This is a genomic window from Nonomuraea sp. NPDC049378 (assembly GCF_055586745.1).
Window position 1 is genome coordinate 99036 of the sequence record NZ_JBVJHP010000006.1, and the last position, 24177, is coordinate 123212.

General features: G+C 72.4%; 23 protein-coding genes. 12 read left to right on the plus strand and 11 right to left on the minus strand.

Annotated features, from left to right (window positions below):
• Window positions 1-2: 2 nt before the first annotated feature.
• The 4 genes from ACZ6SA_RS14760 to ACZ6SA_RS14775 are packed head-to-tail and all read right to left on the minus strand — an operon-like array spanning window position 3 to window position 3577.
• Complete coding sequence (locus ACZ6SA_RS14760) at window positions 3-911, minus strand: amino acid ABC transporter permease (protein WP_347642567.1); 909 nt, start codon at window positions 909-911, stop codon at window positions 3-5.
• Entirely contained in the window at window positions 908-1846 is a 939-nt protein-coding gene (locus tag ACZ6SA_RS14765; protein WP_347642566.1) for an ABC transporter substrate-binding protein, read from the minus strand. Before ACZ6SA_RS14765 ends, ACZ6SA_RS14760 begins: the two co-directional genes overlap by 4 nt.
• A complete protein-coding gene (locus ACZ6SA_RS14770; protein ID WP_465828299.1) occupies window positions 1839-2639 on the minus strand; it encodes a deaminated glutathione amidase in 801 nt (266 codons plus the stop codon). The genes ACZ6SA_RS14765 and ACZ6SA_RS14770 overlap by 8 nt, the downstream gene beginning before the upstream one ends.
• Window positions 2636-3577 (minus strand): type 2 periplasmic-binding domain-containing protein, encoded by a 942-nt coding sequence (locus ACZ6SA_RS14775; RefSeq protein ID WP_465828301.1) that lies wholly within the window; start codon window positions 3575-3577, stop codon window positions 2636-2638. The genes ACZ6SA_RS14770 and ACZ6SA_RS14775 overlap by 4 nt, the downstream gene beginning before the upstream one ends.
• Before the next feature lie 118 nt (window positions 3578-3695).
• Between ACZ6SA_RS14775 and ACZ6SA_RS14780 the strand changes: the two genes are divergently transcribed.
• Window positions 3696-5048: an aminotransferase-like domain-containing protein gene (locus tag ACZ6SA_RS14780; RefSeq protein WP_465828303.1), complete on the plus strand. Its 1353-nt coding sequence runs from the start codon at window positions 3696-3698 to the stop codon at window positions 5046-5048.
• Here ACZ6SA_RS14780 and ACZ6SA_RS14785 read toward each other — a convergent pair.
• The 3 genes from ACZ6SA_RS14785 to ACZ6SA_RS14795 form a co-directional block, all read right to left on the minus strand.
• Window positions 5032-6066 carry a hypothetical protein gene (locus ACZ6SA_RS14785; RefSeq protein WP_465828305.1) on the minus strand — a complete coding sequence of 345 codons (1035 nt, stop codon included), beginning with the start codon at window positions 6064-6066 and terminating at the stop codon, window positions 5032-5034. The genes ACZ6SA_RS14780 and ACZ6SA_RS14785 overlap by 17 nt on opposite strands.
• 64 nt (window positions 6067-6130) lie before the next feature.
• The gene (locus tag ACZ6SA_RS14790; RefSeq protein WP_347642561.1) at window positions 6131-9046 is read right to left on the minus strand and encodes a bifunctional [glutamine synthetase] adenylyltransferase/[glutamine synthetase]-adenylyl-L-tyrosine phosphorylase; all 2916 of its coding nucleotides are present in this window, start codon (window positions 9044-9046) and stop codon (window positions 6131-6133) included.
• Window positions 9047-9120: 74 nt separating this feature from the next.
• Window positions 9121-9801 (minus strand): type 1 glutamine amidotransferase, encoded by a 681-nt coding sequence (locus ACZ6SA_RS14795; protein WP_465828307.1) that lies wholly within the window; start codon window positions 9799-9801, stop codon window positions 9121-9123.
• Window positions 9802-9880: 79 nt separating this feature from the next.
• Here ACZ6SA_RS14795 and ACZ6SA_RS14800 point away from each other — a divergent pair, with 79 nt between their 5' ends.
• Complete coding sequence (locus ACZ6SA_RS14800; RefSeq protein ID WP_347642559.1) at window positions 9881-11062, plus strand: mandelate racemase/muconate lactonizing enzyme family protein; 1182 nt, start codon at window positions 9881-9883, stop codon at window positions 11060-11062.
• Window positions 11063-11102: 40 nt separating this feature from the next.
• Here the strand turns inward: ACZ6SA_RS14800 and ACZ6SA_RS14805 are convergent, their stop codons facing one another.
• Window positions 11103-11816 (minus strand): PaaI family thioesterase, encoded by a 714-nt coding sequence (locus ACZ6SA_RS14805; protein ID WP_347642558.1) that lies wholly within the window; start codon window positions 11814-11816, stop codon window positions 11103-11105.
• Window positions 11817-12364: 548 nt separating this feature from the next.
• Between ACZ6SA_RS14805 and ACZ6SA_RS14810 the strand changes: the two genes are divergently transcribed.
• Window positions 12365-12982 carry an AAA family ATPase gene (locus ACZ6SA_RS14810; RefSeq protein WP_347642557.1) on the plus strand — a complete coding sequence of 206 codons (618 nt, stop codon included), beginning with the start codon at window positions 12365-12367 and terminating at the stop codon, window positions 12980-12982.
• 97 nt (window positions 12983-13079) lie between these two features.
• A complete protein-coding gene (locus ACZ6SA_RS14815; RefSeq protein ID WP_347642556.1) occupies window positions 13080-13424 on the plus strand; it encodes a YciI family protein in 345 nt (114 codons plus the stop codon).
• Window positions 13425-13451: 27 nt separating this feature from the next.
• Here the strand turns inward: ACZ6SA_RS14815 and ACZ6SA_RS14820 are convergent, their stop codons facing one another.
• Window positions 13452-14813: a glutamine synthetase family protein gene (locus tag ACZ6SA_RS14820; RefSeq protein WP_347642555.1), complete on the minus strand. Its 1362-nt coding sequence runs from the start codon at window positions 14811-14813 to the stop codon at window positions 13452-13454.
• A 187-nt stretch (window positions 14814-15000) separates the two neighbouring features.
• Here ACZ6SA_RS14820 and ACZ6SA_RS14825 point away from each other — a divergent pair, with 187 nt between their 5' ends.
• Both ACZ6SA_RS14825 and ACZ6SA_RS14830 read left to right on the plus strand, forming a co-directional pair.
• A complete protein-coding gene (locus tag ACZ6SA_RS14825) occupies window positions 15001-15546 on the plus strand; it encodes an EF-hand domain-containing protein (protein WP_347642554.1) in 546 nt (181 codons plus the stop codon).
• 32 nt (window positions 15547-15578) lie between these two features.
• Window positions 15579-16565 carry a terpene synthase family protein gene (locus ACZ6SA_RS14830; RefSeq protein ID WP_347642553.1) on the plus strand — a complete coding sequence of 329 codons (987 nt, stop codon included), beginning with the start codon at window positions 15579-15581 and terminating at the stop codon, window positions 16563-16565.
• A 30-nt stretch (window positions 16566-16595) separates the two neighbouring features.
• On the opposite strand, the gene ACZ6SA_RS14835 is transcribed toward ACZ6SA_RS14830, so the two are convergent.
• Complete coding sequence (locus ACZ6SA_RS14835) at window positions 16596-17561, minus strand: DUF5937 family protein (RefSeq protein ID WP_347642552.1); 966 nt, start codon at window positions 17559-17561, stop codon at window positions 16596-16598.
• Between the two features lie 58 nt (window positions 17562-17619).
• On the opposite strand from ACZ6SA_RS14835, the gene ACZ6SA_RS14840 reads away from it, so the two are divergent.
• Both ACZ6SA_RS14840 and ACZ6SA_RS14845 read left to right on the plus strand, forming a co-directional pair.
• Window positions 17620-18834: an MDR family MFS transporter gene (locus ACZ6SA_RS14840; RefSeq protein ID WP_347642551.1), complete on the plus strand. Its 1215-nt coding sequence runs from the start codon at window positions 17620-17622 to the stop codon at window positions 18832-18834.
• 61 nt (window positions 18835-18895) lie between these two features.
• The gene (locus ACZ6SA_RS14845; protein WP_347642550.1) at window positions 18896-20668 is read left to right on the plus strand and encodes an NAD+ synthase; all 1773 of its coding nucleotides are present in this window, start codon (window positions 18896-18898) and stop codon (window positions 20666-20668) included.
• A gap of 14 nt (window positions 20669-20682) precedes the next feature.
• On the opposite strand, the gene ACZ6SA_RS14850 is transcribed toward ACZ6SA_RS14845, so the two are convergent.
• Window positions 20683-21039, minus strand: coding sequence for a hypothetical protein (locus ACZ6SA_RS14850; RefSeq protein WP_347642549.1), 357 nt, complete (start codon window positions 21037-21039; stop codon window positions 20683-20685).
• 128 nt (window positions 21040-21167) lie between these two features.
• Here ACZ6SA_RS14850 and ACZ6SA_RS14855 point away from each other — a divergent pair, with 128 nt between their 5' ends.
• The 4 genes from ACZ6SA_RS14855 to ACZ6SA_RS14870 all read left to right on the plus strand — a co-directional run bounded on the left by ACZ6SA_RS14855 (window position 21168) and on the right by ACZ6SA_RS14870 (window position 24107).
• A complete protein-coding gene (locus ACZ6SA_RS14855) occupies window positions 21168-21545 on the plus strand; it encodes a metalloregulator ArsR/SmtB family transcription factor (RefSeq protein ID WP_465828313.1) in 378 nt (125 codons plus the stop codon).
• Entirely contained in the window at window positions 21542-22054 is a 513-nt protein-coding gene (locus ACZ6SA_RS14860; RefSeq protein ID WP_465828315.1) for an SRPBCC family protein, read from the plus strand. The genes ACZ6SA_RS14855 and ACZ6SA_RS14860 overlap by 4 nt, the downstream gene beginning before the upstream one ends.
• A gap of 74 nt (window positions 22055-22128) precedes the next feature.
• The gene (locus tag ACZ6SA_RS14865; RefSeq protein ID WP_465828316.1) at window positions 22129-23226 is read left to right on the plus strand and encodes a DNA alkylation repair protein; all 1098 of its coding nucleotides are present in this window, start codon (window positions 22129-22131) and stop codon (window positions 23224-23226) included.
• A gap of 185 nt (window positions 23227-23411) precedes the next feature.
• Window positions 23412-24107, plus strand: a complete 696-nt coding sequence (locus ACZ6SA_RS14870) for a GNAT family N-acetyltransferase (RefSeq protein WP_465828318.1) — start codon at window positions 23412-23414, stop codon at window positions 24105-24107.
• Window positions 24108-24177: the final 70 nt, after the last annotated feature.

Sequence of the window (24177 nt, forward strand, 5' to 3'; positions counted from 1 at the left end):
GGTCACGAGGGCACCTCCGGGGTGGGGCGGCGGCGGAAGGTCAGGAACGACCAGAAACTCTGCGGGGCGTTCCTGGTGGCGCCGCGCGCGTAGTGACGCTCGATGAACGACTGGCCGACGTACAGGATCGAGGTGATCACCAGGTACCAGACGCACGCGACGATCAGCAGCGGGATGGTCTGGAACGTACGGTTGTAGATGGACTGCACGGTGTAGAGCAGGTCGGCCAGCGCGATGACGCTGACCAGCGACGTGGCCTTCAACATGCTGATGACCTGGCTGCCGGTGGGCGGGATGATGAAGCGCATCGCCTGGGGCAGCACGATCCTGCGGAACGTCCTGGCGCCGCTCATGCCGAGCGCGGAGGCGGCCTCGGTCTGGCCGTGGTCGACCGACATGAGACCGCCGCGGATGATCTCCGCCATGTAGGCGCCCTCGTTGAGGCCGAGGCCGAGGATGGCGGCGAGCAGCGGCGTGATGAGCACGTTGGTGTCGGCGCTGACGAACTCGGGCCCGAACGGGACGCCGAACGAGATCTCCGGCAGCAGGTACGACAGGTTGTACCAGAGCACGAGCTGCACCAGCACCGGAGTGCCGCGGAAGAACCACACGTACAGGCCGCAGGCGGCCCGCGCGACCGGGTTCTCCGACAGCCGGCCGATGGCGAGGAGCACCCCGAGGACGACGCCCACGGCCATCGCGATCACGGTGAGCAGCAGCGTGGTGAAGATGCCCTGGCCGATGATCTGGGCGTTGACGTACCGGCCGACCACGTCCCACTGGAAGTTGGGGTTGGTGACCAGCAGGCTCACGAGCTGGACGGCCAGCACGAGCAGGACGATCGAGGCGACCCAGCGCAGCGGGTGGCGGGTGCGGGCGGCGCCCGCGACGTCGACGTCGGGCAGGCTCATGATTCCGCCAGGTTCACGCCGGCCTGGTCGAGCTTGTTGTCGGACGTGCCCCACCTGTCCATGATCTTGTCGTAGGTGCCGTTGTCCATCAGCTTCTGGATGCCGTCCTTGAGCACGTCGCGCAGCGGAGAGTCCTTGGCCACGACGGCGCCCTGGTACAGGTCGTCGAACCCGTTGGACTGCCCCTTGCCGGCGAGTTCGAGTTTGCCGCCGGCCTGGTCCACGAAGTAGGTGAGCGGCGCCTGGGAGGAGAAGAACGCGTCGGCCCGCCCGGAGCTGACCGCCAGCACGGAGGTGGGCTGGTCCTTGTACGACTGGACGTTGATCTTGGGCTTGCCCTCCTTGACGCACGTCTGCGACTGGCCCTTGATCACGCTCTCGGCGGAGCCGCCGGCCATGACGGAGATCTTCAGCCCGCAGGTGTCCGCGAGGGAGCCGATGTTCTTGGGGTTGCCCTTCAGCACGGCGAAGACGACGAACTCCTTGACCCAGTCGACGAAGTCGTTGGACTTCTGCCGCTCGCGGAAGTCACCGACGGGTCCGATGGCGAAGTCGTAGCGCCCGGAGGCGATGCCGGTGAGCGAGCTGGGCAGCCCGTCCACGGTGACGTGCTCGATCTTGACGCCGAGCAGCTGGCCGAGTGCCTCGGACATGTCGGCGGCGGCGCCGGTCAGCGACCTGCCGTCGGCCCCGGCGATCTCGTACGGAGGGAAGGAGCCGTTGTTCACCGAGACGAGCTTGCCCGCCTGCTTGGCCTTGTCGGGCAGCCGGTCGTACAGCGCCTGGTCCTTGGTTTGGGCGGCGGTCGTGCCCTGGGGCTGCTGGGAGTTCAGCACGCCCTCCGCCTCCTCGGGGTTGGCGCCGCATCCGGCCAGCAGGAGGGCCGCGCCGAGCAGGGCGGCCGTCACGCCTCTGGGCGTCGTGTGCCTAGTCATGTCGCTCCAATCGCGGGTCGACGGCGAAGCGCCGGTTCTCGAGGACGGGCAGGGTGAGCCGGGCGTCGGCCAGCTCGGCGGCCGAGGCGTCGGCCCAGAGCATGCCCGGCGCGGCGCCGAGGCGGGCCCGGGTGATGCCGAGCGGGTCGACGACCATGCTGGATCCGATGTTGCGCCGGCCGCACTCGCCGGAGGCGGCCACGTAGCAGGTGTTCTCCAGGGCGCGGGCGGTGACCATGACCTCCCAGTGCCATTCCTTGGCCGGGCCGCGCACCCACGCGGTGGGCAGCGCGATGATCTGGGCGCCCTGGTCGGCCAGGAGCCTGGCCATCTCGGGGAAGCGCACGTCGTAACAGGTCATCATGCCGACCTTCCAGCCCGCGCAGTCGATCACGACAGGGGCGTTGGTGCCGGGGACGACGTTGTCGGACTCGAGCTTGCCGAAGGCGTCGTACAGGTGGAGCTTGGTGTAGGTGGCGACGAGCTCGCCGTCCCTGGCGGCCACCAGGACGTTGTACACGCGCCCGTCGTCCGCCGGGATGTGCACGCCGGCGATCACGGTGGTGGCGGAGCCGCGCGTGCGCTCGACCAGCCCGCTGACGAACGGCCCGTCCAGCGGCTGCGCGGCCTGCCTGATGCGGGCGGGCTCGTCGACGAAGAGCGCGAGCGAACCCTCGGGCAGCACCAGCAGTCCGGCGTCGCCCGCAACGGCCTCGTCGATCAGGGCCTGGCAGGTCTTGAGGTTCTGGGTCCAGTCCTCCGCGGAGGCGAACTGTCCGACGGCGATTCTCATGCGGCGAAGACCTCCTCGGCTCCGATGGGGCGGGGTGAGATGCCCTGGGCGTGCAGTTCGGCGCAGAAGGCGGCGACCATGGCCGCGTTCGGGGCGGCGCCGTACGGCATCCAGTCGTGGCCGAAGGTCAGCGCCGTCGCGGTCAGGTCGGACAGCAGCCACGGCGTGGTGTCGGCGAGCAGCCGCCGCCGGGCCAGCCAGTGCCGCTTGGAGCGCTCGAACACGTCCTGGACGGCCTGCGGCAGCCACGGGTGGCGCTCGACGCTCTCGCGCTTGAGCGTGACCAGGTGGATGCCGGGCACGAAGCCGGTCCGCTCGTAGTAGGCGAGTTCGGCGGCGCGGTGGTCGGGCAGCAGGTGGCGCAGGCGGCTCTCGGGGGTGAAGAGCTCCGGAGGCATGAACGGCGTCATGATCGCGTCGTGGTGGCCGGCCGCGAGCCCTTCGGCGAGCCCTTCGTCCGTCAGCGAGACGTTGCCGGGGAGCGGGACCGGGCCGGTCCTGTCCTTGCCGGTCTCGCCGGCGACCAGCGGGCCGACCGTCCAGTCGATGCCGCCGAGGTCCACGCCCGCGGCTCTGAGCAGGGCGCGGGTCCAGGTGTTGCCCGAGTCGGGCCAGCCGGTGAGCCCGACGCGGGCGCCCTTGAGCTCCTCCAGCGAGGTCAGCTCGCTGTCGCGGCGGACGAGGACGCAGCGGTGCCGGAAGCCGCGCATGACGAAGACGGGCAGGCCCACGAGCCGGTCGTCGCCGGCCGCGCGGCCGAGCACGTACCTGCTGAACGAGGTCTCGCCGCCGTCCAGCCCCGGCTCGCCCAGCACGTCCGGCGTGACGGCACGCGAGTCGAGGTCGAGGGCGAAACCCTCGGGCTTGACCGCCTCCGTCGCGATCGGCACGAGGTGGTCCCAGTCCCGCGCCGCCAGCCGAATCCGAATCTCGGCCACAAACCCCCCAAACGACATTAGTTGCCCCGAATTGCGAAGAACCATATGTTCAGGGGAAAGGCCAACACAAGACGATCTTTGTTGCTGAACAAAGATTTGCGGAACCCATGGGGGTGGAGTGGACGCCGCATGGCTGGCGGAACGCATCGGCGAACCGAGTGCTCGCGGGATCGCGACCGTCCTGACCGACCTGATCAGGCAGGGCACGGTGACCGCCGACACCCGCCTGCCGACCGTGCGCGCCCTGGCCAGGGAGCTGCGGGTCAGCTCGGGCACCGTCGCCGAGGCCTGGTCGGAGCTGCGCCGGCACGGGATGATCCGCACCGACCGCCGCAGGGGCACGGTGGTGCTCGGCCCGCCCGACGTGCCGCGCCCCATCCGGTACGAGCGCATCGGCCACTTCGGCGACCGGCTGGCCATCGACCTGGCGATCGCCTCCCCCGACCCGGCGCTGCTGCCGCCGCTGGAGAGCGCCCTGGCCGCGGCCGCCCGCACCGACCGGCTCAACGACTACACGCGCGAGACGATCACGCCGCGGTTGCGCGCCGCCGTGGAGCCGGACTGGCCGTTCGCCGCCCAGGGCTGGCTCGCGGTCGGCGGCGGCTACGAGGGCGTGCAGCTGCTCTGCCAGACCGCGGCCCTGCCCGGCGACCGGATAGCGATCGAGGAGCCGACGGCGGCGCGGCTGCTGGACATCCTGGAGACCATCGGCGTCCAGATCATCCCGGTCGCCTGCGACGAGGACGGCCCGCTGCCCGGCGCGCTGGACAGAGCTTTGCGGGCCAGTCCGGTGGCGTTCGTCTACCAGCCGCGCGGCCAGTCGCCCTGCGGCCACGCCGTCACCCCGGAGCGCTCCGCCGAGCTGGCCGCCCTGCTGGAGCCCACGGCGACCCTCATCGTCGAGGACGACGGGATCGGCGAGCTGTCGGTCTCGCCGATGGTGAGCATGGGGACGCGCTTTCCCGACCGTACGGTGCTGGTGCGGTCGTACTCCAAGTCCCACGGCCCCGACCTGCGCATCGCGATCGTCGGCGGGGCGGCCGAGGCCGTGGAGCGGGTGCGCGTGCTGCGCAGCTTCGGCACCGGCTGGACCAGCAGGATCCTGCAGGACACGCTGGCCCACCTGCTCGGCGACGCCGCGGCACGGGCCGGCGTCGAACGCGCCCGTGACACCTACGCGGGCCGGCGCGCGCGGCTGGCCGCGGAACTGTCCGCCCGCGGCGTCCGTACGGGCGGGCGCGACGGCCTGGTGTTGTGGGTCCCGGTACGCGAGGAGTCCGCGGCGCTGGTCACCCTCGCGGCGCACGGGATCTCGGCGGCGCCGGGCAGCCGCTACGTGATCGACCCCGCGCCCGCTCCCCACCTGCGCCTGGCCACGGCCCGGCTGACCGACGACCCCGGCGAGCTCGCGGAGCTGGCCGACGTGATCGCGCTGGCGGCCACGGGCTCGCGGCTCAGCGCCTCGACCTGATCCCCGTCAGCCGGCGCAGGACGTCCCACCAGAACGGGGCACCGAACAACAACGCCACGTACGTCAGCAGGAATCCCGGCCAGTGGCTCGGCGTGGTCAGCCGGTCCCACCACACGCCGCCGTTCCAGGCGAACACCGGATCGCCCCGCTCCGGGATCGACACGCTGAGCGGCGCCTGGCCGAGCATCCTGGCCAGCGCCGGCCGGCTGAGCGTCTCCGAGACGCACGACACCGGGTCGCCGCCCGTGCACCGCGCCCTGAGCTCGTCGTACGCGGCGGGCCCCGCCTCGGCGACGGCCGTCACCGAGGCGCGGAAGGCGTTGTCCCGCAGCAGCGTCTTGGCGTGCTCCAGCCCGTCCACGGTGAACAGCAGCGTCACCGCGACGCACAACACGGTGACGACCCACCGCACATAACGCCGGTAGAGCAGGGTGAGCCGCTGCATCTCGCCGTCGAACCAGGCCTCCACGCCCTGCCTGAACCGGTCGAGGTCGCGCTGTGCCGTCTCCCACACGCCGTTGAGCGGCCCGTGCAGCGGGCTGCCGATCTCCTTCAGCTTCGCCAGGAACCCTTCGACGCCGCCGGGCGCGCCCGCCGCCAGCTCCATCACGGCCACCGCGAACCGCCCAGGCGGGAGGTCGGCGATGCTGGTGCGGCCCCTCTTGGGGTGGTCGATCTCGCGCACCCGCTGGTAGAGCAGGGTGACCAGGGCGTCGTCGGACTCGCCCGCGCGGGCGGGCAGCTCTCCCGCCTCCGCGGGGGCGGGCCGGCCCCTGTGCCGAGGGCGCGGGTCGCGCTGGAACGGCAGCGCCGCGAACACGTCGCGTACGCCGGCCGGTAACCAGGACCGGCCCTGGGCGTCCGAGCCGTCCAAGGTGTCCCTGAGGTAGGCCCACAGGAACTTGCTGCGGATGGACAGCAGCCGCACCACGGCCTCGTTCAAGCCGCTCACGAGCAGCGACAGCAGCAGGAACGACACGGCGAGGCCGAGCGCCAGGTCCACGTAAACGGAGAGCATCGCGCTTTGATACACCCCGCCGGATCGAGCGAGCAAGCCCTCACCGGGTTGTCGCGGCGGGCCGTCAGGCGTAGAAGACGCGCTCCACCACCTGGCGGGCGCGGCGCGTCACGCGGCGGTAGTCGTCGAGGAAGTCCTCGGAGCCGTCCGGCGGATAGCCGAGCGCCTGCGCGATCAGCCCGCGCTCCCCCGAGTCGCGCGGCACGCTGTCGCCCGGCCTGCCCTTGACCAGCATGATCGCGTCTCGGACGCGGGAGGCGAAACGCCACGCCTCGGCGAGCACCTCCTCGTCCGCCCGGTCGAGCAGGCCCTCCGCCACGGCCGCGCGCAACGCCTCCAGCGTGCGGGTGGTGCGCAGGGACGGCAGCCCGCCCGCGTGGCGCAGCTGCAGCAGCTGGGCCACCCACTCCACGTCGGACAGGCCGCCGGGGCCGAGCTTCGTGTGCAGGGCGGGGTCGGCGCCGCGCGGCAGACGCTCGGCCTCCATGCGGGCCTTGAGCCGCCTGATCTCCCTGACGGCGTCGTCGGGCAGGCCCTGCCCCGGGTAGCGCAGCTCGTCGATCATCGCGACGAACGCGGCGCCCAGTTCGGGGTCGCCGGCCGAGAACCTGGCCCGCAGCAGCGCCTGCGCCTCCCACGGCGACGACCAGCGCGCGTAGTAGGCGCGGTAGGAGGCCAGCGTGCGCACCAGCGGGCCCTGCCGCCCCTCCGGCCGCAGGTCGGGGTCGATGGCCAGCGGCGGGTCGGGGGCGGGCAGTGACAGCAGCCTGCGCAGTTCGTTGGCCACGGCGTGGGCGGCGTCGGTGGCCTCGCGCTCGTCCACCCCCGGCAGCGGCGAGTGCACGAACATGACGTCGGCGTCGCTGGCGTAGGAGCACTCCATGCCGCCGAGCCGGCCCATCGCGACGATCGCGAACGAGGTGACCCGCGCGGCCCTGTCAGAAGCGGCGTCGAGCGCGGCCTGGAGGGTCACGTCGGTCAGCCGCGACAGCGCCGTGCCCACCGTCTCGATGTCGATGAGCCCGGCAATGTCGGCGACGGCCGTACGGAACAGCTCCTTGCGCCGCAGCGCCCGCACGGCCGCGACGGCGTTCTCCGGGCCGCCCGCGTGCCGCGACACCGCGGCGGACGCCTCGCCCAGCAGCGACTCGCGCGAGCGCACGGCCAGCTCCTCGTCCGAGCCCAGCATCGCCACCGCGTCGGGCGCGTGCATGAGCAGGCCGGTCGCGTAGCGGCTGGTGCCGAGCACGCGCGCCATCCTGGCCGCCACCGCCGTCTCGTCGCGCAGCAGCCGCAGATACCACGGCGTGCTGCCCAGCTTGTCGCTGACCTGGCGGAACCCGAGCAGCGCCGCGTCCGGGTCGGGCGTGTCGGCGAACCAGCCGAGCATGACGGGCAGCAGCGTGCGCTGGATCGCGGCCCGCCTGGACACCCCCGTGGTGAGCGCGGCGATGTGGCGCAGCGCGCCGGTGGGGTCGTCGTAGCCGAGCGCCTCCAGCCTGGCCGCGGCGGCCGTCGCCGACAGGCGCGCCTCCGACTCCGGCAGCCGGGCCACGGCCTGCAGCAGCGGGCGGTAGAACAGCTTCTCGTGCAGCCGCCGCGCCTCCATCGCGTGCCGCCGCCACCGGGCGGTGAACTCCCCCACCGGGTCGGCCTGCATGCCCAGCGCCCGGCCCAGCCTGCGCAGATCGGCCTCGTCCTCCGGCACGATGTGCGTACGCCGCAGCCGGTGCAGCTGCAGCAGGTGCTCGACCCGGCGCAGGAACGCGTACGCCTCCGCCAGGCCGCGCGAGTCGTCACGCCCGACGTAGCCGCCGCGGGAGAGCGCGGCCAGGGCGGGCAGCGTGCCCCGGCGGCGCAGCAGCGGGTCGAGCCTGCCGTGCACGAGCTGCAGCAGCTGCACCGCGAACTCGATGTCGCGCAACCCGCCGGGGCCCAGCTTGAGCTGGCGCTCGCCCTCGGCGCGCACATGCGCCTCCACCCGGCGGCGCATCGCCTGCACGTCCTCGACGAAGTGCTCGCGGGTGGCCGCCGACCAGACCAGCTCGTTGACCGCCTCGACGTAGGCCGCGCCCAGCTCCAGGTCGCCGGCCACCGGCCGGGCTTTCAGCAGCGCCTGGAACTCCCACGTCTTCGCCCAGCGCCGGTAGTAGGCCAGGTGGCTGGCCAGCGTGCGCACCAGCGGCCCCGACCGGCCCTCCGGCCGCAACCCGGCGTCCACCTCCCACAGCGAGCCCTCGGGGGTGGTCGCGGTGCAGGTCCGCATCATGGCCTGGGCCAGCCGGGTCGCCGAGCGCAGCGCCTTCTCCTCGTCGGCGCCCTCCCGCGGCTCGGCCACGAAGATCACGTCGACGTCGCTGATGTAGTTGAGCTCGCGGGCGCCGCACTTGCCCATGCCGATCACGGCCAGGCGCACGTCGGCGGCGTCGACCTCGGCCCGCGCGATGGCCAGCGCGGCCTCCAGCGCCGCGCCCGCCAGGTCGGACAGCTCCGCCATGACCTCCGCCTGCGTGGCCTGGCCGGTGAGGTCGCGCGCGGCCAGGTGCATCACCCTGCCCCGGTAGGCCACCCGCAGCGCCGTCATCGCCTCGGCCCCGTCACGCTTCCGCGCGTCCGGCCCGCCGGCGCCGACCGCCCGGAGGAGCTCCTCGCGCGGATCGCCCAGGCGGTGTTCGGCGAGCAGCGCCACCTGCTCCGGGTGGCGTGCCAGGTGGTCGCCGAGCGCCTCGCTGACCCCGAGCACGGCGGCGAGCCTGGCCCTCAGCTCGCCGTCGGCGCGGAGCTTTCCCGGCACGGACGGGTCCCGCTCGGCCAGGCGGGCCAGCGAGGCCAGCGCCAGGTCGGGGTCGGCCACGTCGACCAGCGGCTCCAGCAGGTCGTCCAGATCGGCTCCGGCCTGGCCGACGAGCCTGGCCGCCCTGGCGCCGTCGGCGAAACCGAGCTTGGCGAGCCTCGCGGCGGTGGATTCGATCCTGGGCACCCCTCCATAGTGGCAGTTCCCCCGCCGCGGGCCGTAGCAGGCCGGCCTCCGTTTCGGCCCGTGGCCGCACCAGGTCAGCGGGCGGGATCCCGGACCACGTCCGCGAACGCCCTCGCCACCGGGCGCCAGGTCGCGATGAGGTCGGCCTCGGCCGCCTTGACCTCGGCGTCGAGCTCCCCGGCCCCTTCCAGGGCCGTCTCGCCGGTCCAGGACGCGAAGATCTCGGGGGTGGCCTCCGGGCGGAACTGCACCGCCCAGGCGGCATCCCCGAGCCGGTAGGCCTGGTGAGGGTACGGAGTGCCGGTCATCAACGGCACCGCGCCGCCGGGCGGCCGCGTGATGACGTCCTGGTGGTACTGCACGGCCACGGCCGTGCCGATTCCGGAGAAGAGCCGGTCGGCGGCGGCGCCGGGCAGGGCGGCGACGTCGCGGGCGCCCACTTCGAGCCCGTACGCGCCGCGATCGACGGCGCCGCCGCAGGCCATGGTCAGCAGTTGCGCCCCGAGGCAGATCGCCAGCGTGGGCGTGCTCTCCTCTACCGCCCGCAGCAGCAGGTCGCGGGTGGCGGGCTGCCAGGGGCTGCGCTCGTCCTCCCAGGCGGCCGCCGCGCCGCCGAGCACGATCAGCCCGTCGCCCGCGCGTACGGGAATCTCATCGCCCAGGTACGGCCGCACGACGTCGAAGTCCAGTCCCAGCCATTCGCCCAGATATCCGAGCCCGGCGTCGGCCTCGTGCTGGATGACGGTAACGCTCATATCGGCCCATTATCCGGAAATTTCGTTTGGTGGCCATGTCACCTGCGTATATCCGGTCTTAGAGCTGAAAGGGGAACTCGTGAAGATCGTCGCCCTCGAGACCGTCCGGCCCGCCGTCCAACCCAACCTGCTGTTCGTCCGCCTGCACACCGACTCCGGGCTGACCGGGCTCGGCGAGGCGTTCTTCGGCGCGCTGACGGTGGAGGCGTACCTGCACGAGAGCGTCGCCCCCGTCCTGCTCGGCCTGGCCGGTCCCACGCCGGAACGGGTCGCCCGCCTGCTCACCCCGTACACCGGCTACCAGGGTTCAGGCGCCGAGACACGCGGCAACGGCGCCGTCGATCTCGCCCTCTGGGACCTGCTCGGACAGGCCGCCGGGCTGCCGCTCGTCGACCTGCTCGGCGGCGCCGTCCACGACGGCATGCCCATCTACAACACCTGCGCGGGCCCCGGGTACATCGCCACCTCGGCCCGGCAGGAGAGCGGCAACTGGGGCCTGGCCACCGGCCGCTACGAGGACCTGGACGCCTTCCTCACCGACCCGGCCCGGCTCGCCCGCGACCTGCGCGAGCAGGGCATCGGCGGCATGAAGGTATGGCCGTTCGACACCGCGGCCGAGCGTACGGGCGGCGCCGGCATCTCCCGGGCCGACCTGGACCAGGGGCTCGAGGTGATCGCCGCGATCCGGGAGGAGGCCGGCCAGGACATGAAGCTGATGGTCGAGCTGCACGGCCTGTGGAGCCGGCCCGCCGCCGAGACGATCCTGGCCGCGCTGGAGCCGTACCGGCCGTTCTGGGTGGAGGACCCGCTGCGCTCGGACGCCGCCGACGCCTACGCCCGCCTCGAGTCGCCCGTGCCGATCGCCGCCGGGGAGACGTGCGTCGGGCGGCGGGGCTTCAAGCCGCTGCTGGACTCCGGCGCCGTCGACGTCCTCACTCTCGACGTCCAGTGGACGGGCGGCCTGACAGAGGCCCGCAAGGTCGCCTCCCTCGCCGACGCCTATGGCGTGCCGGTGGCGCCGCACGACTGCACCGGGCCCGCCACGCTGGCGGGCTGCGTGCACTTCGTGTGCGGCCAGCCCAACGGGCTCATCCAGGAGACGGTCAGGGCCTTCCTGCACACCTGGTACGGCGAGCTCGTCACCGGGCTGCCCGTCATCGAGAACGGCGTCGTCACGCCGGGCCGCGAGCCCGGTCACGGTGTACGGCTGCGGGAGGGCGACCTGGCCGCGCAGCGGCGCGTCTCCCGCCTGCCGCCCTGACGATCGATGCGAGCCGGCGACCGGCGGTGACGGCGCGGTGTCAGCGTGGAGCGATCCAGGTGGCGCGGGCCGCGGCCACCAGGGTGCCGTCGTCCTCGTAGATGGCGCTCTGCCCGAACATCTTGCGCCCGTCGCGGCCGGTCGGGCGGGCCACCACGGAGTAGCGTGCGCCGGGCTGGACCGGCCGGTGGATCTGCACGCCGAGCCGCCCGAGCAGCGCGCTCTCGCCCGGGCCGAAGTGGGCCCAGCCGGTGATGCAGTCGAGCACCGCCCCGACGATCGAGGCGGGAACGCCGACCTCGCCCGTCACGTTGAACGGCACCCGCCATCCGGCCGCCACCAGGTCGGAGCCCTCGACGGGCCCGGGGAAGATGCGCAGGCCGTCGCCGGGCTCGCGCATGCCGCAGGCGAAGCACTCGGCGAACGGGTGCGCCCGCAGGCCGACGAATCCCGCCTCGGCGCGGGCGGCGTCGGTGAACGGCACGAAGCCGGGGCCCTCCAGGTCTTCGGCCACGGGGATCGCCTCGACCAGGAGCCGGTCGCCGTGGGAGAGGGAGACGGAGTTGGCCACGTGTTCGAGGCGCAACTCGGTCTCCAGCGGGGTGGGAGCGTGGAGCGTGACCTCGACGGCTGATCGGCCACCGTTCAGAGCCTCCGCCATGGTGCCCGCTATCCAGCCGCCGTTGGCGACCCCCACCGGGCCACGGAAGCGCTCGGGAACGGTCAGCACGGTCTGCAAGGCAGCCGTCGTCATGCCACACCCTCCTATATCGCCGCACAGGGCGAAAAGTCCGTAAATGTCAATAGAGGCAGGCCGATTTTACCCAGACTCCCGATCCCCGCAGATGCCGGGGGTCTCACGGCTGATCGACATGACCTACAACGCCTCGACGAGGTCCGCTGCTTCCCGCCCGTCGCGCGGCCATGCCTGCCGTCACGCCCACCGAGAGATGGTGGGCGCCCCACATCGCGCGGACGTGAGCCGGGGGTGAGAAGTAACGAAAATCGGCCTCACTCCGAACCGCTGCCGGGAGTGAGGCCGATCAAGGCGTCGGGCAGTAGCCTATCCCGCCTCCTCCGCCTCCCGCGACCAATCCGCCGATACCGGCCCAGAGCCACAGGCAGAGGGAGCCGGGACGGATCGGCCGGGCTCCCTGACCACACGCCTGGCCCGCCGATGGCGGCCGGGCCGCGCGCCACGGCCCGGCTTCGACGAGTCTCTTAGGCACGCGGTCCCCTCGCCGGCACGGCACCGGGACATGTACGTTGATCATCGGGGGTGGGCCTGTGCAAGGGTCGAGATTGCGATACCCGCCCGGATCCCTGGTCATCCTGACCGGGCTTCCGGGCGCGGGCAAGACCACCCTGCTCCGCCGCCTGTACGGCCTGGGCGGCGCCGAGAGCCTGCCCGTCACCGCGGGCGCGGTCGCGGTGATCGATTCGGCGCAGGCCAAGCGGCACTGGCACGGCAGGCTCGGCTGGATGCCAGGCCCGGTGCGCCGCGCCCTGGTGTTCGCCACCCATGTGGGCCGCATCCGGGGGGCGCTCGCCGGCGGCCGCTCGGTCATCGCCCACAACCGGGGCTGCGCCCCGTACGTGCTGAGGGGCTTCGCGTGGCTGGCGCGGCGGCACCACTCCCGCTTGCACCTGCTCCTGCTGGACGCGACGCCGGAGGCGGCGCTGGCCGGGCAGCGGGCCAGGGGCCGGGTGGTGGCGCCGCGCACGTTCGCCCGCCATCAGCGGCGGTGGGCCCGCCTGGTCGCGCGGGTGAAGGGCGGCGACCCCACGCCGGCGGCGGGCGTGCTGATCCTCGACAGGGCGGAGGCGGCCCTGCTGGAGGCCATCACCTTCGACGGCGGGGACGACGACCGCCTGCGCGAGATCCGGATCACCGGATCGTCGCCCGACCACGACGGATGACGGCGGGCCGGAACACGGCCGATTTTTTCCGCGTGGCGTGTCGATCCGGGCGCGGGCCGTTCGTGTGAAGGGTGAACTCCGAGGAAAGGACACCGCGATGAGGCATTACGTGCTCACCATGTACCAGCCCGACGGCGAGCCGCCGGGACCCGAGATCCTCGACCCGGTCATGCGCGACCTGGGGGCGCTGGAGCAGGAGATGAAGGACGCCGGCGTGTGGGTCTTCTCCGGCGGGCTGCGCCCGCCGGACCAGGCCGCCGTGGCGCGGCTGAGGGAGGGCGAGGTGCTCACCACCGACGGCCCGTACACCGAGGGCAAGGAGCACGTCGGCGGCTTCACCATCATCCGGGCGGCCGACATGGAGGCCGCGCTCGGGTGGGGCCGCAAGATGGCGAGGGCCGTGGCGCTGCTCCCCATCGAGGTGCGCGAGTTCCAGGGCTGAGCAGGCTCCGCCCCGGAACGGGCCTCGTCACAACACGGGCAGGTAGCGGCCGAGCTCGAACTCGGTGACGGTGCGGCGGTAGTCGCGCCACTCGGCCCGCTTGTTGCGCAGGAAGAAGTCGAAGACGTGCTCGCCCAGTGTCTCGGCCACCAGCTCGCTGCGCTCCATGACGGCGATCGCCTCGTCGAGCGACCCGGGCAGCGGCTGGATGCCGAGGGCCCGCCGCTCGGCGCTGGTCAGCGTCCACACGTTGTCCTCGGCGGCGGGCGGCAGCTCGTAGCTGTCCTCGATGCCCTTCAGCCCGGCCGCCAGGACCAGCGCGAACGCCAGGTAGGGGTTGCACGCCGAGTCGAGCGAGCGGAACTCGATGCGCGTCGAGCCGCCCTTGTGTGGTTTGTACATCGGCACCCGGACCAGCGCGGACCGGTTGTTGTGGCCCCAGCACACGTAGGAGGGCGCCTCGCCGCCCTGACCGGCGATGAACTCGGCCCCGCCCCAGAGCCGCTTGTAGGAGTTGACCCACTGGTTGGTGATGGCGGTGATCTCGGCGGCGTGCTTGAGCAGCCCGGCGATGAACGAGCGGCCGATCTTGGACAGGCGGTAGTCGGTGCCGGCTTCGTGGAAGGCGTTGCGGTCGCCCTCGAACAGCGACATGTGGGTGTGCATGCCGGAGCCCGGGTGCTCGGTGAACGGCTTGGGCATGAACGAGGCCCAGATGCCCTGCTCCAGCGCGACCTCCTTCATGACCAGGCGGAAGGTCATGATGTTGTCGGCCGTGGTCAGCGCGTCGGCGTAGCGCAGGTCGATCTCCTGCTGGCCGGGCGCGCCCTCGTGGTGGCTGAACTCCACCGAGATGCCCATCGACTCCAGCATCATGATCGCCTGGCGCCGGAAGTCGTGGCCGGCGCTGTGGGGGGTGTGGTCGAAGTAGCCGCCCGAGTCGATCGGCTCGGGCCGCCCGCCCGGCTCGGGCCGGTTCTTCAGCAGGAAGAACTCGATCTCGGGGTGGGTGTAGAAGGTGAAGCCCATGTCGGCGCACTTGGCGAGCGTGCGCTTGAGCACCCAGCGGGGGTCGGCGTGCGACGGCGAGCCGTCGGGCATGAGGATGTCGCAGAAGATGCGCGCCGCACCGGGCGTCTCGCTGCGCCAGGGCAGGATCTGGAACGTGGCCGGATCGGGCTTGGCGAGCATGTCGGACTCGTAGACCCGGGCGAAGCCCTCGATGGCCGAGCCGTCGAAGCCGATGCCCTCGGCGAACGCGCCCTCCAGCTCCGCGGGGGCGATCGCGACGGACTTGAGGAAGCCGAGCACGTCGGTGAACCACAGCCGGATGAACCGGATGTCGCGTTCCTCGAGCGTGCGGAGCACGAACTCCTGCTGGCGGTCCACGGCATCCCCTCAAGACGACAGTACGGGTCCCCTACCAGCATGCCGTGTCCGTGTTTCGCACACGTTACGGGGGGTGCCGGGGAAGGCTCCCGCGGAGGAGCCCGTGAACAAGCCGGTGCGAGCCTCGCTGACAAAGGGCCCGCCCCGACTTACTGTGATCACGCAGTCAGTCTCGGGGGAGGCATTGGTGGCTATCGACCTGCTCAATCACAAGCTCGATCGAGCGTTCGACCACATCGACGCGAGCGGCAACGGCGTCGTCGAGCGTGAGGACCTGCTGGGTCTGGGCGCCCGCATTCTGGTGGGCTTCGGGGAGTCCCCCACCTCGGTCACCGGGGCGAGCCTCGTCGGCAGCTTCGACGGCATCTGGTCCACCTTGTCGCTGGCGCTCGAGCGCGACGGCGACTCCGGCATCGCGCGGGAGGATTTCCGCAAGGGGATGACGGCGGCGTTCGTCACCGGCGACCGCTACGACCCGGTGTTCAGGCCGGCGACGGTGGCGGTGGCGGAGTTGTGCGACGCCGACGGCGACGGAGAGATCGGCCCCGCCGAGTTCCGTACGCTGCTGTGCGCGTTCGGCGTGGCCTACGACGACGTGGACGAGGCGTTCGACCGGCTCGACAGGGAGGGCAGGGGCACGCTCACCGTGGACGGGCTGGTCCGGGCCGCTTGCGACTACTACACGAGCGGAGACCCCAACGCCGCGGGCAACTGGCTCTTCGGACCGCTGTGAAGACTCCGCTGAAGACGACCGTGAGGACGAGTGTGAACACCACCGCGAGCCCCACCGTGTTCGCCACGGTGCGCACCGCGCTGCGTTCCGCGCTGACGTCCATGCTGCCCCTGCCGCGCAGGGGCCACTCGGCCGCCGTGGCGCTGCTGCCGCTCACCGAGCGGGTGCCCGCGATGGCGGCTCCGTGCCGGATGCACCCGGCCGTGTACGCGATCGAGGCCGCGGTCATCGACTGGGCCAGGCGCACCGGCCTGCGCGCCGACCCCGGCGTCGGTTTCCACCGGATGGCGGGCCGGGCCTTCGCGGAGTTCGACGCGGCCGCGGCGGCGTTGTTCGCGCAGTGGCTGACGTGGCTGTTCCACCTGGACGACGAGCTGGACGAGGGGTCGTGCCGGCTGGACATCTTCGACGGCATGCTCAGGGGCGCGGCCGGCCATCCGCTGGAGGCGGCCTTCGCCGATCTGTGGCGGGTGACGAGCGCGCGGATGAGCGACCGGTGGCGGTCGAGGTTCGCGGTGGGGCTGCAGCGCCAGCACGACGCGTGCCGCACGGAGGCCGACAACAGGGCGGCCGGCCGCATGCCGACGCTGGAGGAATATCCCGAGCTCCGCAGGGGCACGGTGGGGCCCTACCTGTACGACCTGGTGGAGCCGTGCCTGCGGGTGGAGGTGCCGGGCTGGGTCCACGACGGCGAGCCCTGGCGCCGGCTGGTGGACGCCTGCAGCGACGTCACCGCGTGGTGCAACGACGTCGCCTCCCGGCCGAAGGAGCGCGGCGACGTGCACAACTTCGTCGTGCTCGCGATGCGCCAGCTCGGGCTGGGCGAGCGGGAGGCGACCGCGTGGGTGCTGGACCGGATCGCCGATCGGTGCCAGGACATGCAGGAGGCGGCCAGGCGGCTGCCCCTCGCGGATCTCGCGCCGAAGGCGGCCAGGGACGTCAGCAAGGTCGCCTGCGCCTACCTGGCGGCGCCGCGCGCCCACCTCGACTGGCTCCTGGAGTCCCAGCGTTACGCCTGACCGCACGGTCACGGCCGCGGCGCCTGGGCGCTAGGCGGCGCCGCACGCGAGCATGTCGCCCGTGGGGGTGCGGCGGTAGACGACCTGCTTGCCGACCCGCATCCCCACCGCGAGCCCGCCGCCGCTGAGCACGCCGAGGTGCTGGCTGACGGCGCCCGGGGTGAGCGACATCCGGGCGGCCAGGGCCGAGGTGGTGGCGGGCTCGGCGAGCGCGAGGAGGATCTGCGCCCTGCTCCTGCCGATCAGCGCGGCCAGCGCGCCGGGCGCGGGCGGCGGCCCCTGTTCCCACAGCGTGCCCACGCCGAGCACGGGATAGACGAGCATCGGCTGGTACGGCGGCGCGATCACCCCCACCGACGGCCACCAGAACGCGCTGGGCACCAGCACCAGGCCGTCACCGCGCACCGCTTCGTCGGCGCACCACGGCCGGTCGATGAGCAGCTTCTCGCCCGTCCAGGTGACGGCGGGGTCGAGCGTGGCGAACAACTGGCGCGCGCCGCCCTCGGCCAGCAGGCGGGAGCGGCGCAGCACGTCGCGTTCCAGCAGCCCGTACACGCGCGGCCAGAACTCCGCGAAACACGTCTCCCAGTACGCCTCCAGCGCCCGCGCGACCCTGGCCACGCCCGCCTCGGGGTCGGCCGTGAACCGCTCGATCACCGCCCGGTCGGTCCCCTCGACCCGCAGGGCCTCCCGCCGGGCCGTCTCGGGCGGCGTACGCCTGACCCGGTCGAGCTCGGCGGTGAAGTCGGGCATCGGCGTGTCGGGCGGCGGGGTGATGAAGTCGGCCACGTAGCCGGAGGGCGGGACGAGCGCGAACAGCTCGCTGAGGTCGAGCCCGGCGAGCCGTGGCCGGACGGCCTTGATCCACTGCAGGTGGAGTGACTGCCGGGCGGGCCTCTGGAGGGTGCGCAGGCTCGCGACGAGCTCCCACATGGGCGAGAACGCGAACCGGATGCGGGCGACGTCCTCCGGGGTGAGCGCCCAGGTAAGCGACATGCTTTTAGTCTCCCCTAAATCGTTCGCACCCTAAAGACCCAAACATCACGATTCCTGCGTGTCACACACCACCGCCGAGAAGCCGTCAGACCCGCAGCGGAAGCCGTCCTTCCTCCAGTCCATGGTGGGCGGGTTGCCCCGCCCGTTCTGGGCCCTGTGGGGCGGCACCCTGGTGAACCGCCTGGGCACCATGGTCGTCCCCTTCACCGGCGTCTACCTGACGCAGAGCCGTGGCCTGTCGCTGGCCGCGGCGGGCCTCGTGATGGGCGTCTACGGCGTGGGCTCGCTGCTGTCGCAACTGCTCGCCGGGATCCTCACGGACCGGATCGGGCGCCGGGCCACGCTGTCGGGCGGCATGGTGGCCACCGCCGTGAGCATGCTGGCGCTCGGCTACAGCTCCACGCTGCCGGCGATCCTGGTCTCCATGTTCGCGCTCGGCCTGGTGATCGACGTCTACAGGCCCGCCTCGACCGCCCTGGTCGCCGACCTGGTCTCCCCCGCGGAACGGCCCCGGGCGTACGGGCTGCTGTTCTGGGGGATCAACCTCGGCTACGCGATCGGCATGACGAGCGGCGGCCGGCTGGCGGAGCTCGGGTTCGTCTGGCTGTTCTGGATCGACGCGGTCTCCTGCCTGGTCTTCGCCGCGCTGGTGTGGCGGGCGGTCCCGGAGACCAGGCCGGAGGCGAGGGAGTCGGCCGGCGGCTTCGGCGTGGTCCTGCGCGACCGGGTGATGGTGGGGTTCACGCTGGTCGTGCTGGGCAACGCGCTGGTCTACGGGCAGACGATGACCATGCTGCCGGTGGCGATGACGGAGGTCGTGAAGTTGTCGCCGGGGCAGTTCGGGCTGGCCATGGCGCTCAACGGGGTGCTCATCGTGCTCGTGCAGCCGCTCGTGTCGGGCTGGCTCGGGCGCAGGGACGCCTCCCGCACGCTCGCGACGGGGCTGGCCGTGATGGGTCTGGGGTTCGCGATGACGGCGTTCGTCACCAGCACCCTCGGGCTGGTCGTGACGATCGCGGTGTGGACGACGGGGGAGATCATCACGGCCGGCGTCCCCGGCGCCGTCGTGGCCGCGCTCGCGCCCGCGCACCTGCGCGGTCGGTACGCGGGGTTGTTCGGCTTCGCGTGGTCGATGGCCGCCGTGCTGGCGCCGCTGATCGGCGGCCCGCTGCTGGAGCTGGGCTCGAAGGCGTTGTGGTTCACGGTCGGCGGGGTCGGCGCGGTGTCGGCGCTCGGCATGCTGGCGCTCGGACCCGCGATCCGGCGCCGCTGAGCGACATATATCACTTTTCGTCGCTTGGACGATAAAAAGCGTGACGTATTAGGCTGAGCGCGTGGCTCAACTGCGGATTGCCCTGGCACAGACCAACCCGACCGTCGGCGATCTGGCGGCCAACGCGGACCGGCTGATCGTGTGGACCCGCGACGCCGCCGAACGCGGTGCCCACCTGGTCGTCTTCACCGAAATGTTCCTCACCGGCTATCCCGTCGAGGACCTCGTGCTGCGTACGTCGTTCGTGGACGCCAGCATCAGGGCCCTGGAAGAGGTGGCGCGCAGGCTGGACCGGGAAGGGCTCGGCGATCTGCCCGTGGTGGTCGGCTACGTCGACCGCGCCGCCCGGGCTCCCAGGACCGGCCAGCCGAAGGGCGCGCCGCTCGACGCCGCCGCGCTGCTGTTCAAGGGCGAGGTGGTCACCCGTACGGCCAAGCACCACCTGCCCAACTACGGGGTGTTCGACGAGTACCGCTACTTCGTGCGCGGCGATCGCCTGCCCGTCTTCCGCCTGCACGGGGTCGACGTGGCCATCGCGGTGTGCGAGGACCTCTGGCAGGACGGCGGTCCTGTGTCCGTCGTCGGGCAGGCGGGAGCCGGGCTGCTCGTCGTCCCGAACGCCTCGCCGTACGAGAAGGAGAAGGACGACGTCCGCCTGGAGCTGTGCGCGCGCAGGGCGCGCGAGGCAGGCTGCGCGCTCGTCTACGTCAACCAGGTCGGCGGGCAGGACGAGCTGGTCTTCGACGGCGACTCGATCGTGGTGGACGGCTCGGGAGAGCTCCTGGCGCGGGCCGGGCAGTTCAAGGAGGAGCTGCTGGTCGTGGATCTCGACCTGCCGCCCTCGCAGGCGCAGACGGGGACGTTCCCGTACGACGCGGGCGACGGCACCACGATCACGGTCGAGCGCCTGGTGGTGTCGGCCGACCCGGTCGCCCCCTATCCCCCGGTGCCCGCCCCCATCGCCGAGCGGCTGGACCCGCACGCCGAGGTCTACTCCGCGCTGGTGCTGGCCGTCCGCGACTACGTGGCCAAGAACGGCTTCGAGTCGGTCATCCTGGCCCTGTCGGGGGGCATCGACTCGGCGCTGACGGCCACGATCGCCGCGGACGCCATCGGGCCCTCGCGGGTCCATGTGGTGCCCATGCCGTCCCGCTACTCCTCCGACCACTCGCTGCGCGACGCGGAAGAGCTGGTGCGCAGGCAGGGGGTGCAGTCGCAGGTCGTGCCGATCGCCGAGATCGTCGACGCGTACGAGAAGGAGATCCACCTGTCCGGCCTGGCCGCCGAGAACATCCAGGCCAGGGTGCGGGGCATGATCCTCATGGGCCTGTCCAACGAGCACGGCCACCTGGTGCTGACGACGGGCAACAAGAGCGAGCTCGCGACCGGCTACTCCACGCTGTACGGCGACTCCGCGGGCGGCTTCGCGCCGATCAAGGACGTGCCGAAGACGATGGTCTGGGAGTTGTCGAAGTGGCGCAACACCCACTCCGACCCCTCCTTCCTGCTGCAGGCCGAGCGGCCGATCCCGGAGAACTCGATCACCAAGGAGCCGAGCGCCGAGCTGCGGCCAGGGCAGCGCGACACCGACTCGCTGCCCCCGTACGAGGTGCTGGACCGGCTGCTGGACGACTACGTGGAGAAGGACATGGGCTCGCGGGAGCTCATCGCGGCCGGCCACGATCCCGAGCTCGTGACGCGGGTGATCAGGCTGGTGGACGTGGCCGAGTACAAGCGCAGGCAGTATCCGCCGGGCCCCAAGATCACTCCCAAGAACTTCGGCCGGGACCGCCGCCTGCCGATCACCAACAGGTGGCGCGAGACCACGAGCTGATCCCCCACCCCGGCTCATGACGACCGGGCCCAGGCCCGGGAGTTGTGCACCAGCGACGCCTGGTGGGCCAGCGCGGACGCGAGCTCCAGGGCTCCACCGCGCTGGATCCGCTCGGCCACCCCGGCACCGCGCATGCCCGCGCTGACCTGCCGCCGTAACTCCGCGTGCCACACCACGGCCGTGGAGGTGCGCTCGCGCCAGATCCGCCACCCCGGGTAGGTGTCGCGCAGCACCTGGAGCTGGCGGACGGCCGGCTGGAGGGTCGGATGGGAGCGGAAGGCCCGATCCGGCGCATCGGTGACACCGGGAGAGCCCGCGCCGCCGTGGTCGATCGATGCGGAGAGGTCTACGGCGCCCTGCGGCTTGCTCATGCTGCGTACCTCCGCCATCCGTGGCCGCTGCGAAGAAGGTTCTTCATGTATCTGGGCCCACGGGAGGTTGCCCCGACGTGGCACCCCAACTCTGACCGAACACGTAACCAGTAGGTTACGCTTTCTGGGTGGACGAAGTGGCGGGAGCGATCGCCGACCCCGTGCGGCGGCGGATCCTGGTGATGCTGCGCGACGGGCGGCTGTCCGCCGGTCAGATCGCCGGTCAGATCGCCGGGCAGTTCGCGATCAGCAGGCCGGCCGTGAGCCGTCACCTGCGCGTGCTCAGAGAGAGCGGCCTGGTGCGCGACGAGCTGGTCGGAAGGCAGCGCCTCTACGCGCTCGACCCCGGCAGGCTCGGCGAGCTGCTCGCCTGGCTCTCCCAGTTCGCCCGGCCCTCCGGGTGGGAGCACCGCTTCGACGCGCTGGAGACGGAGGTGCACCGAACGCGCCGCGAGCGCCGCACCAGCGCCAGCGCCAGCACCAGCAGCGAGGAGAACACCGCATGAGCCCGATCCCCACCGGCAGGCTGTTCGGCACGGCCTCAGGAAACGATCTCGTCCTCACCCGGACGTTCCGCGCACCCGCCGAGGACGTGTGGGCGAGCATCACCGAGTCCGAGCGAACGGCCCGCTGGTTCGGGCCCTGGGAGGGCGAGGCCGCGCCCGGCCGCACGATCAAGGTGCGGATGGTGCACGAGGAGCAGGAGCCCTGGTACGACCTGCGCATCGAGGCCTGCGAGCCGCCGCACCGGCTGACCGTGTCGGCGCTCGACGCGTACGGGGCCTGGCGGATCGACCTGCTGCTGTCGGAGACCGCCGGCATGACGGAGTTGCGCTTCGTCCAGCACCTGGACGGCACGGACCTGGCCGGCGACGTCGGACCCGGCTGGGAGTACTACCTCGACATGCTGGTGGCCTCCCGCGACGGCTCCCCCGCACCTGATTTCCACGATTACCACCCCGCCATGCAGGCGTACTACCGCGGCCTGTCGCCGCAGACGCCGAACGGCGCATAGGTCGCCGGCGCGGCGCCGCCCGCGGCTTCTCCAGGGGGGTGAGAACTGTCGGTGGCGGCTGGCACAGTATCGCCGTGGCTCAACCCCTGAAAGAAATGATCAACTCCGCCTCCGTGCAGGTCCTGGCCGACGGGCTGAGCGCGGCCTGGGCGCCGTTCCCCCGCGCCCGCTTCACCGAGCGCGCCCTGGCCGGGCTCGGCGGGCTGGAGCTCAAGGACCGCGTCAGGCATGTCTCGGCGGCGCTGCACGACGCGCTGCCGCTGCCCTATCCCCAGGCCGCCGAGATCGTGCGCGCGTGCGCGTCGCGGGTGCGGCTCGACATGTGGAGCGGCTGGCCGGCCACCGACCACACGGCCGCGGCGGGGCTCGATCATCTGGAGCCCGCGATGGCCACGCTGGCCGCGCTCACGCCGTACGCGACGGGCGAGTTCGCCGTACGCCCCTTTCTGGAGCGCTACCGCGACGACGCTCTCAGGATCATGCGTGCCTGGGCCGAGTCCCCCGACGAGCACCTGCGCCGTCTGGCCTCAGAGGGCTCACGGCCCCGGCTGCCGTGGGCCGGGCGGGTGGCCTGGCTGATGACGCCTGGGCCGACGTTGCCCCTGCTCGACCGCCTGCGCGACGACCCGAGCGAATACGTGCGCCGCTCGGTCGCCAACCACGTCAACGACCTGGCCAAGGACCATCCCCAGGTGGCTCTGGAGCTGCTCGCCCGCTGGCGTTCCGACGGCGGCTCCCACGTGGAGAAGGTGCTGCGGCACGCGGCGCGCGGGCTGCTGCGCACGGGCCACCCCGAGGCGCTCGCGCTCATGGGCGTCACCCCGGGCAGCGGCGCGGTCGACGCTCTGGCCCTGGAGGCCGACACCGTGACCATCGGCGGGAAGCTGTCCTTCACCGTCACGGTCACGGCCGGCGCGCCGGGGCCGATGCTGCTGAAATACGCGATCCGGCGGCCCGGCTCGCGCCGCGTGTTCCACCTCGGCCAGCGGGCGGCCGACGGATCCGGCGCGGTCTTCACCCTGCGCAAGAGCCATTCTTTCCGCCCGGTCACCACCCGTGACGAGCCGCCGGGCGGGAGGGAGCTCGACGTGATCGTCAACGGCAGGGTGGCCGCGACGACCGCGTTCACCCTCGTCGATCCCGCACCCGGGCCACGTGGAAGCGTCGGCTAGTTGTCCCTCTTCAGGAACACGTCACTGCCTGTGAAACAGATATGGCCGCCTTTGTAGTCGTCGTGCTCGTAAAGACAGAAGGATCCGGCGGCCGGCGCGGAAACCAGCGGGCAAGGCAGGCGGCTTTCAGGTAAATTGCCCCGGGCTGTTCGCAGCCGTCGCACCGACCTGGAGGCGGACCCACCGTGACCCCCGACGTCGACCTGCTGGCCATCGAGATCGGTGTCATCTGGCGCCTCGACGACCGCGGCCGCCTGCCCGGGCCGGAAGACCTGGTGGTGGGTGTGGCGGCCGACGGCATGACCGCGGCGGTGGGGCCCGACGTGCCCGGCGCGCTCGCCGCCCGGCTGCTCGATCTGGTCGCCCGCGGCCTCCCTTCCTCCCCAGGCCGGCCGCCGGAAGTGCTGGAGCGGTGCCGCGCGCTCCTCGGAGAGGCGACGGTGTCCGGCGGGCCGTGCTATCTGATCCCGCCGCCACCGGTGCCCTTCGACGCTCCCGCAGCCGAGGTGCTGCGGTCGGACGACCCGGCCCACGCCGAGCGCGTACGCCCCCTGCGGCCCGCGAACTGGGCCCGCGACGAGTGGCACGACCTCCTCGACGGCTGCGACGGCGCGCCCTGGGCGATGGTCGCGGCGGACGACCAGGTGGCCGCCGTCTGCCACACCGCGCGCCTGACAGCGGCCGGCGCCGAGGCCGGGGTGTGGACCGCACCCGCGTTCCGTGGTCGTGGCCTCGCCGCGGCGACCACCGCCACCTGGGCCGGTCTCCTGCCGGGCACCCGCCTGTTCTACAGCACGGGCGCGGACAACCACTCCTCGCAGCGGGTGGCGGCGCGGCTCGGGCTCCGTTCCATCGGCTGGTTGTGGAAGCTCACCCGCTGACATGGCCCGCGGACATCCCGCCCGCCCGGTGCGACCTCGCTGACCGTCGCCGCATGCGGGCACCCCGCCA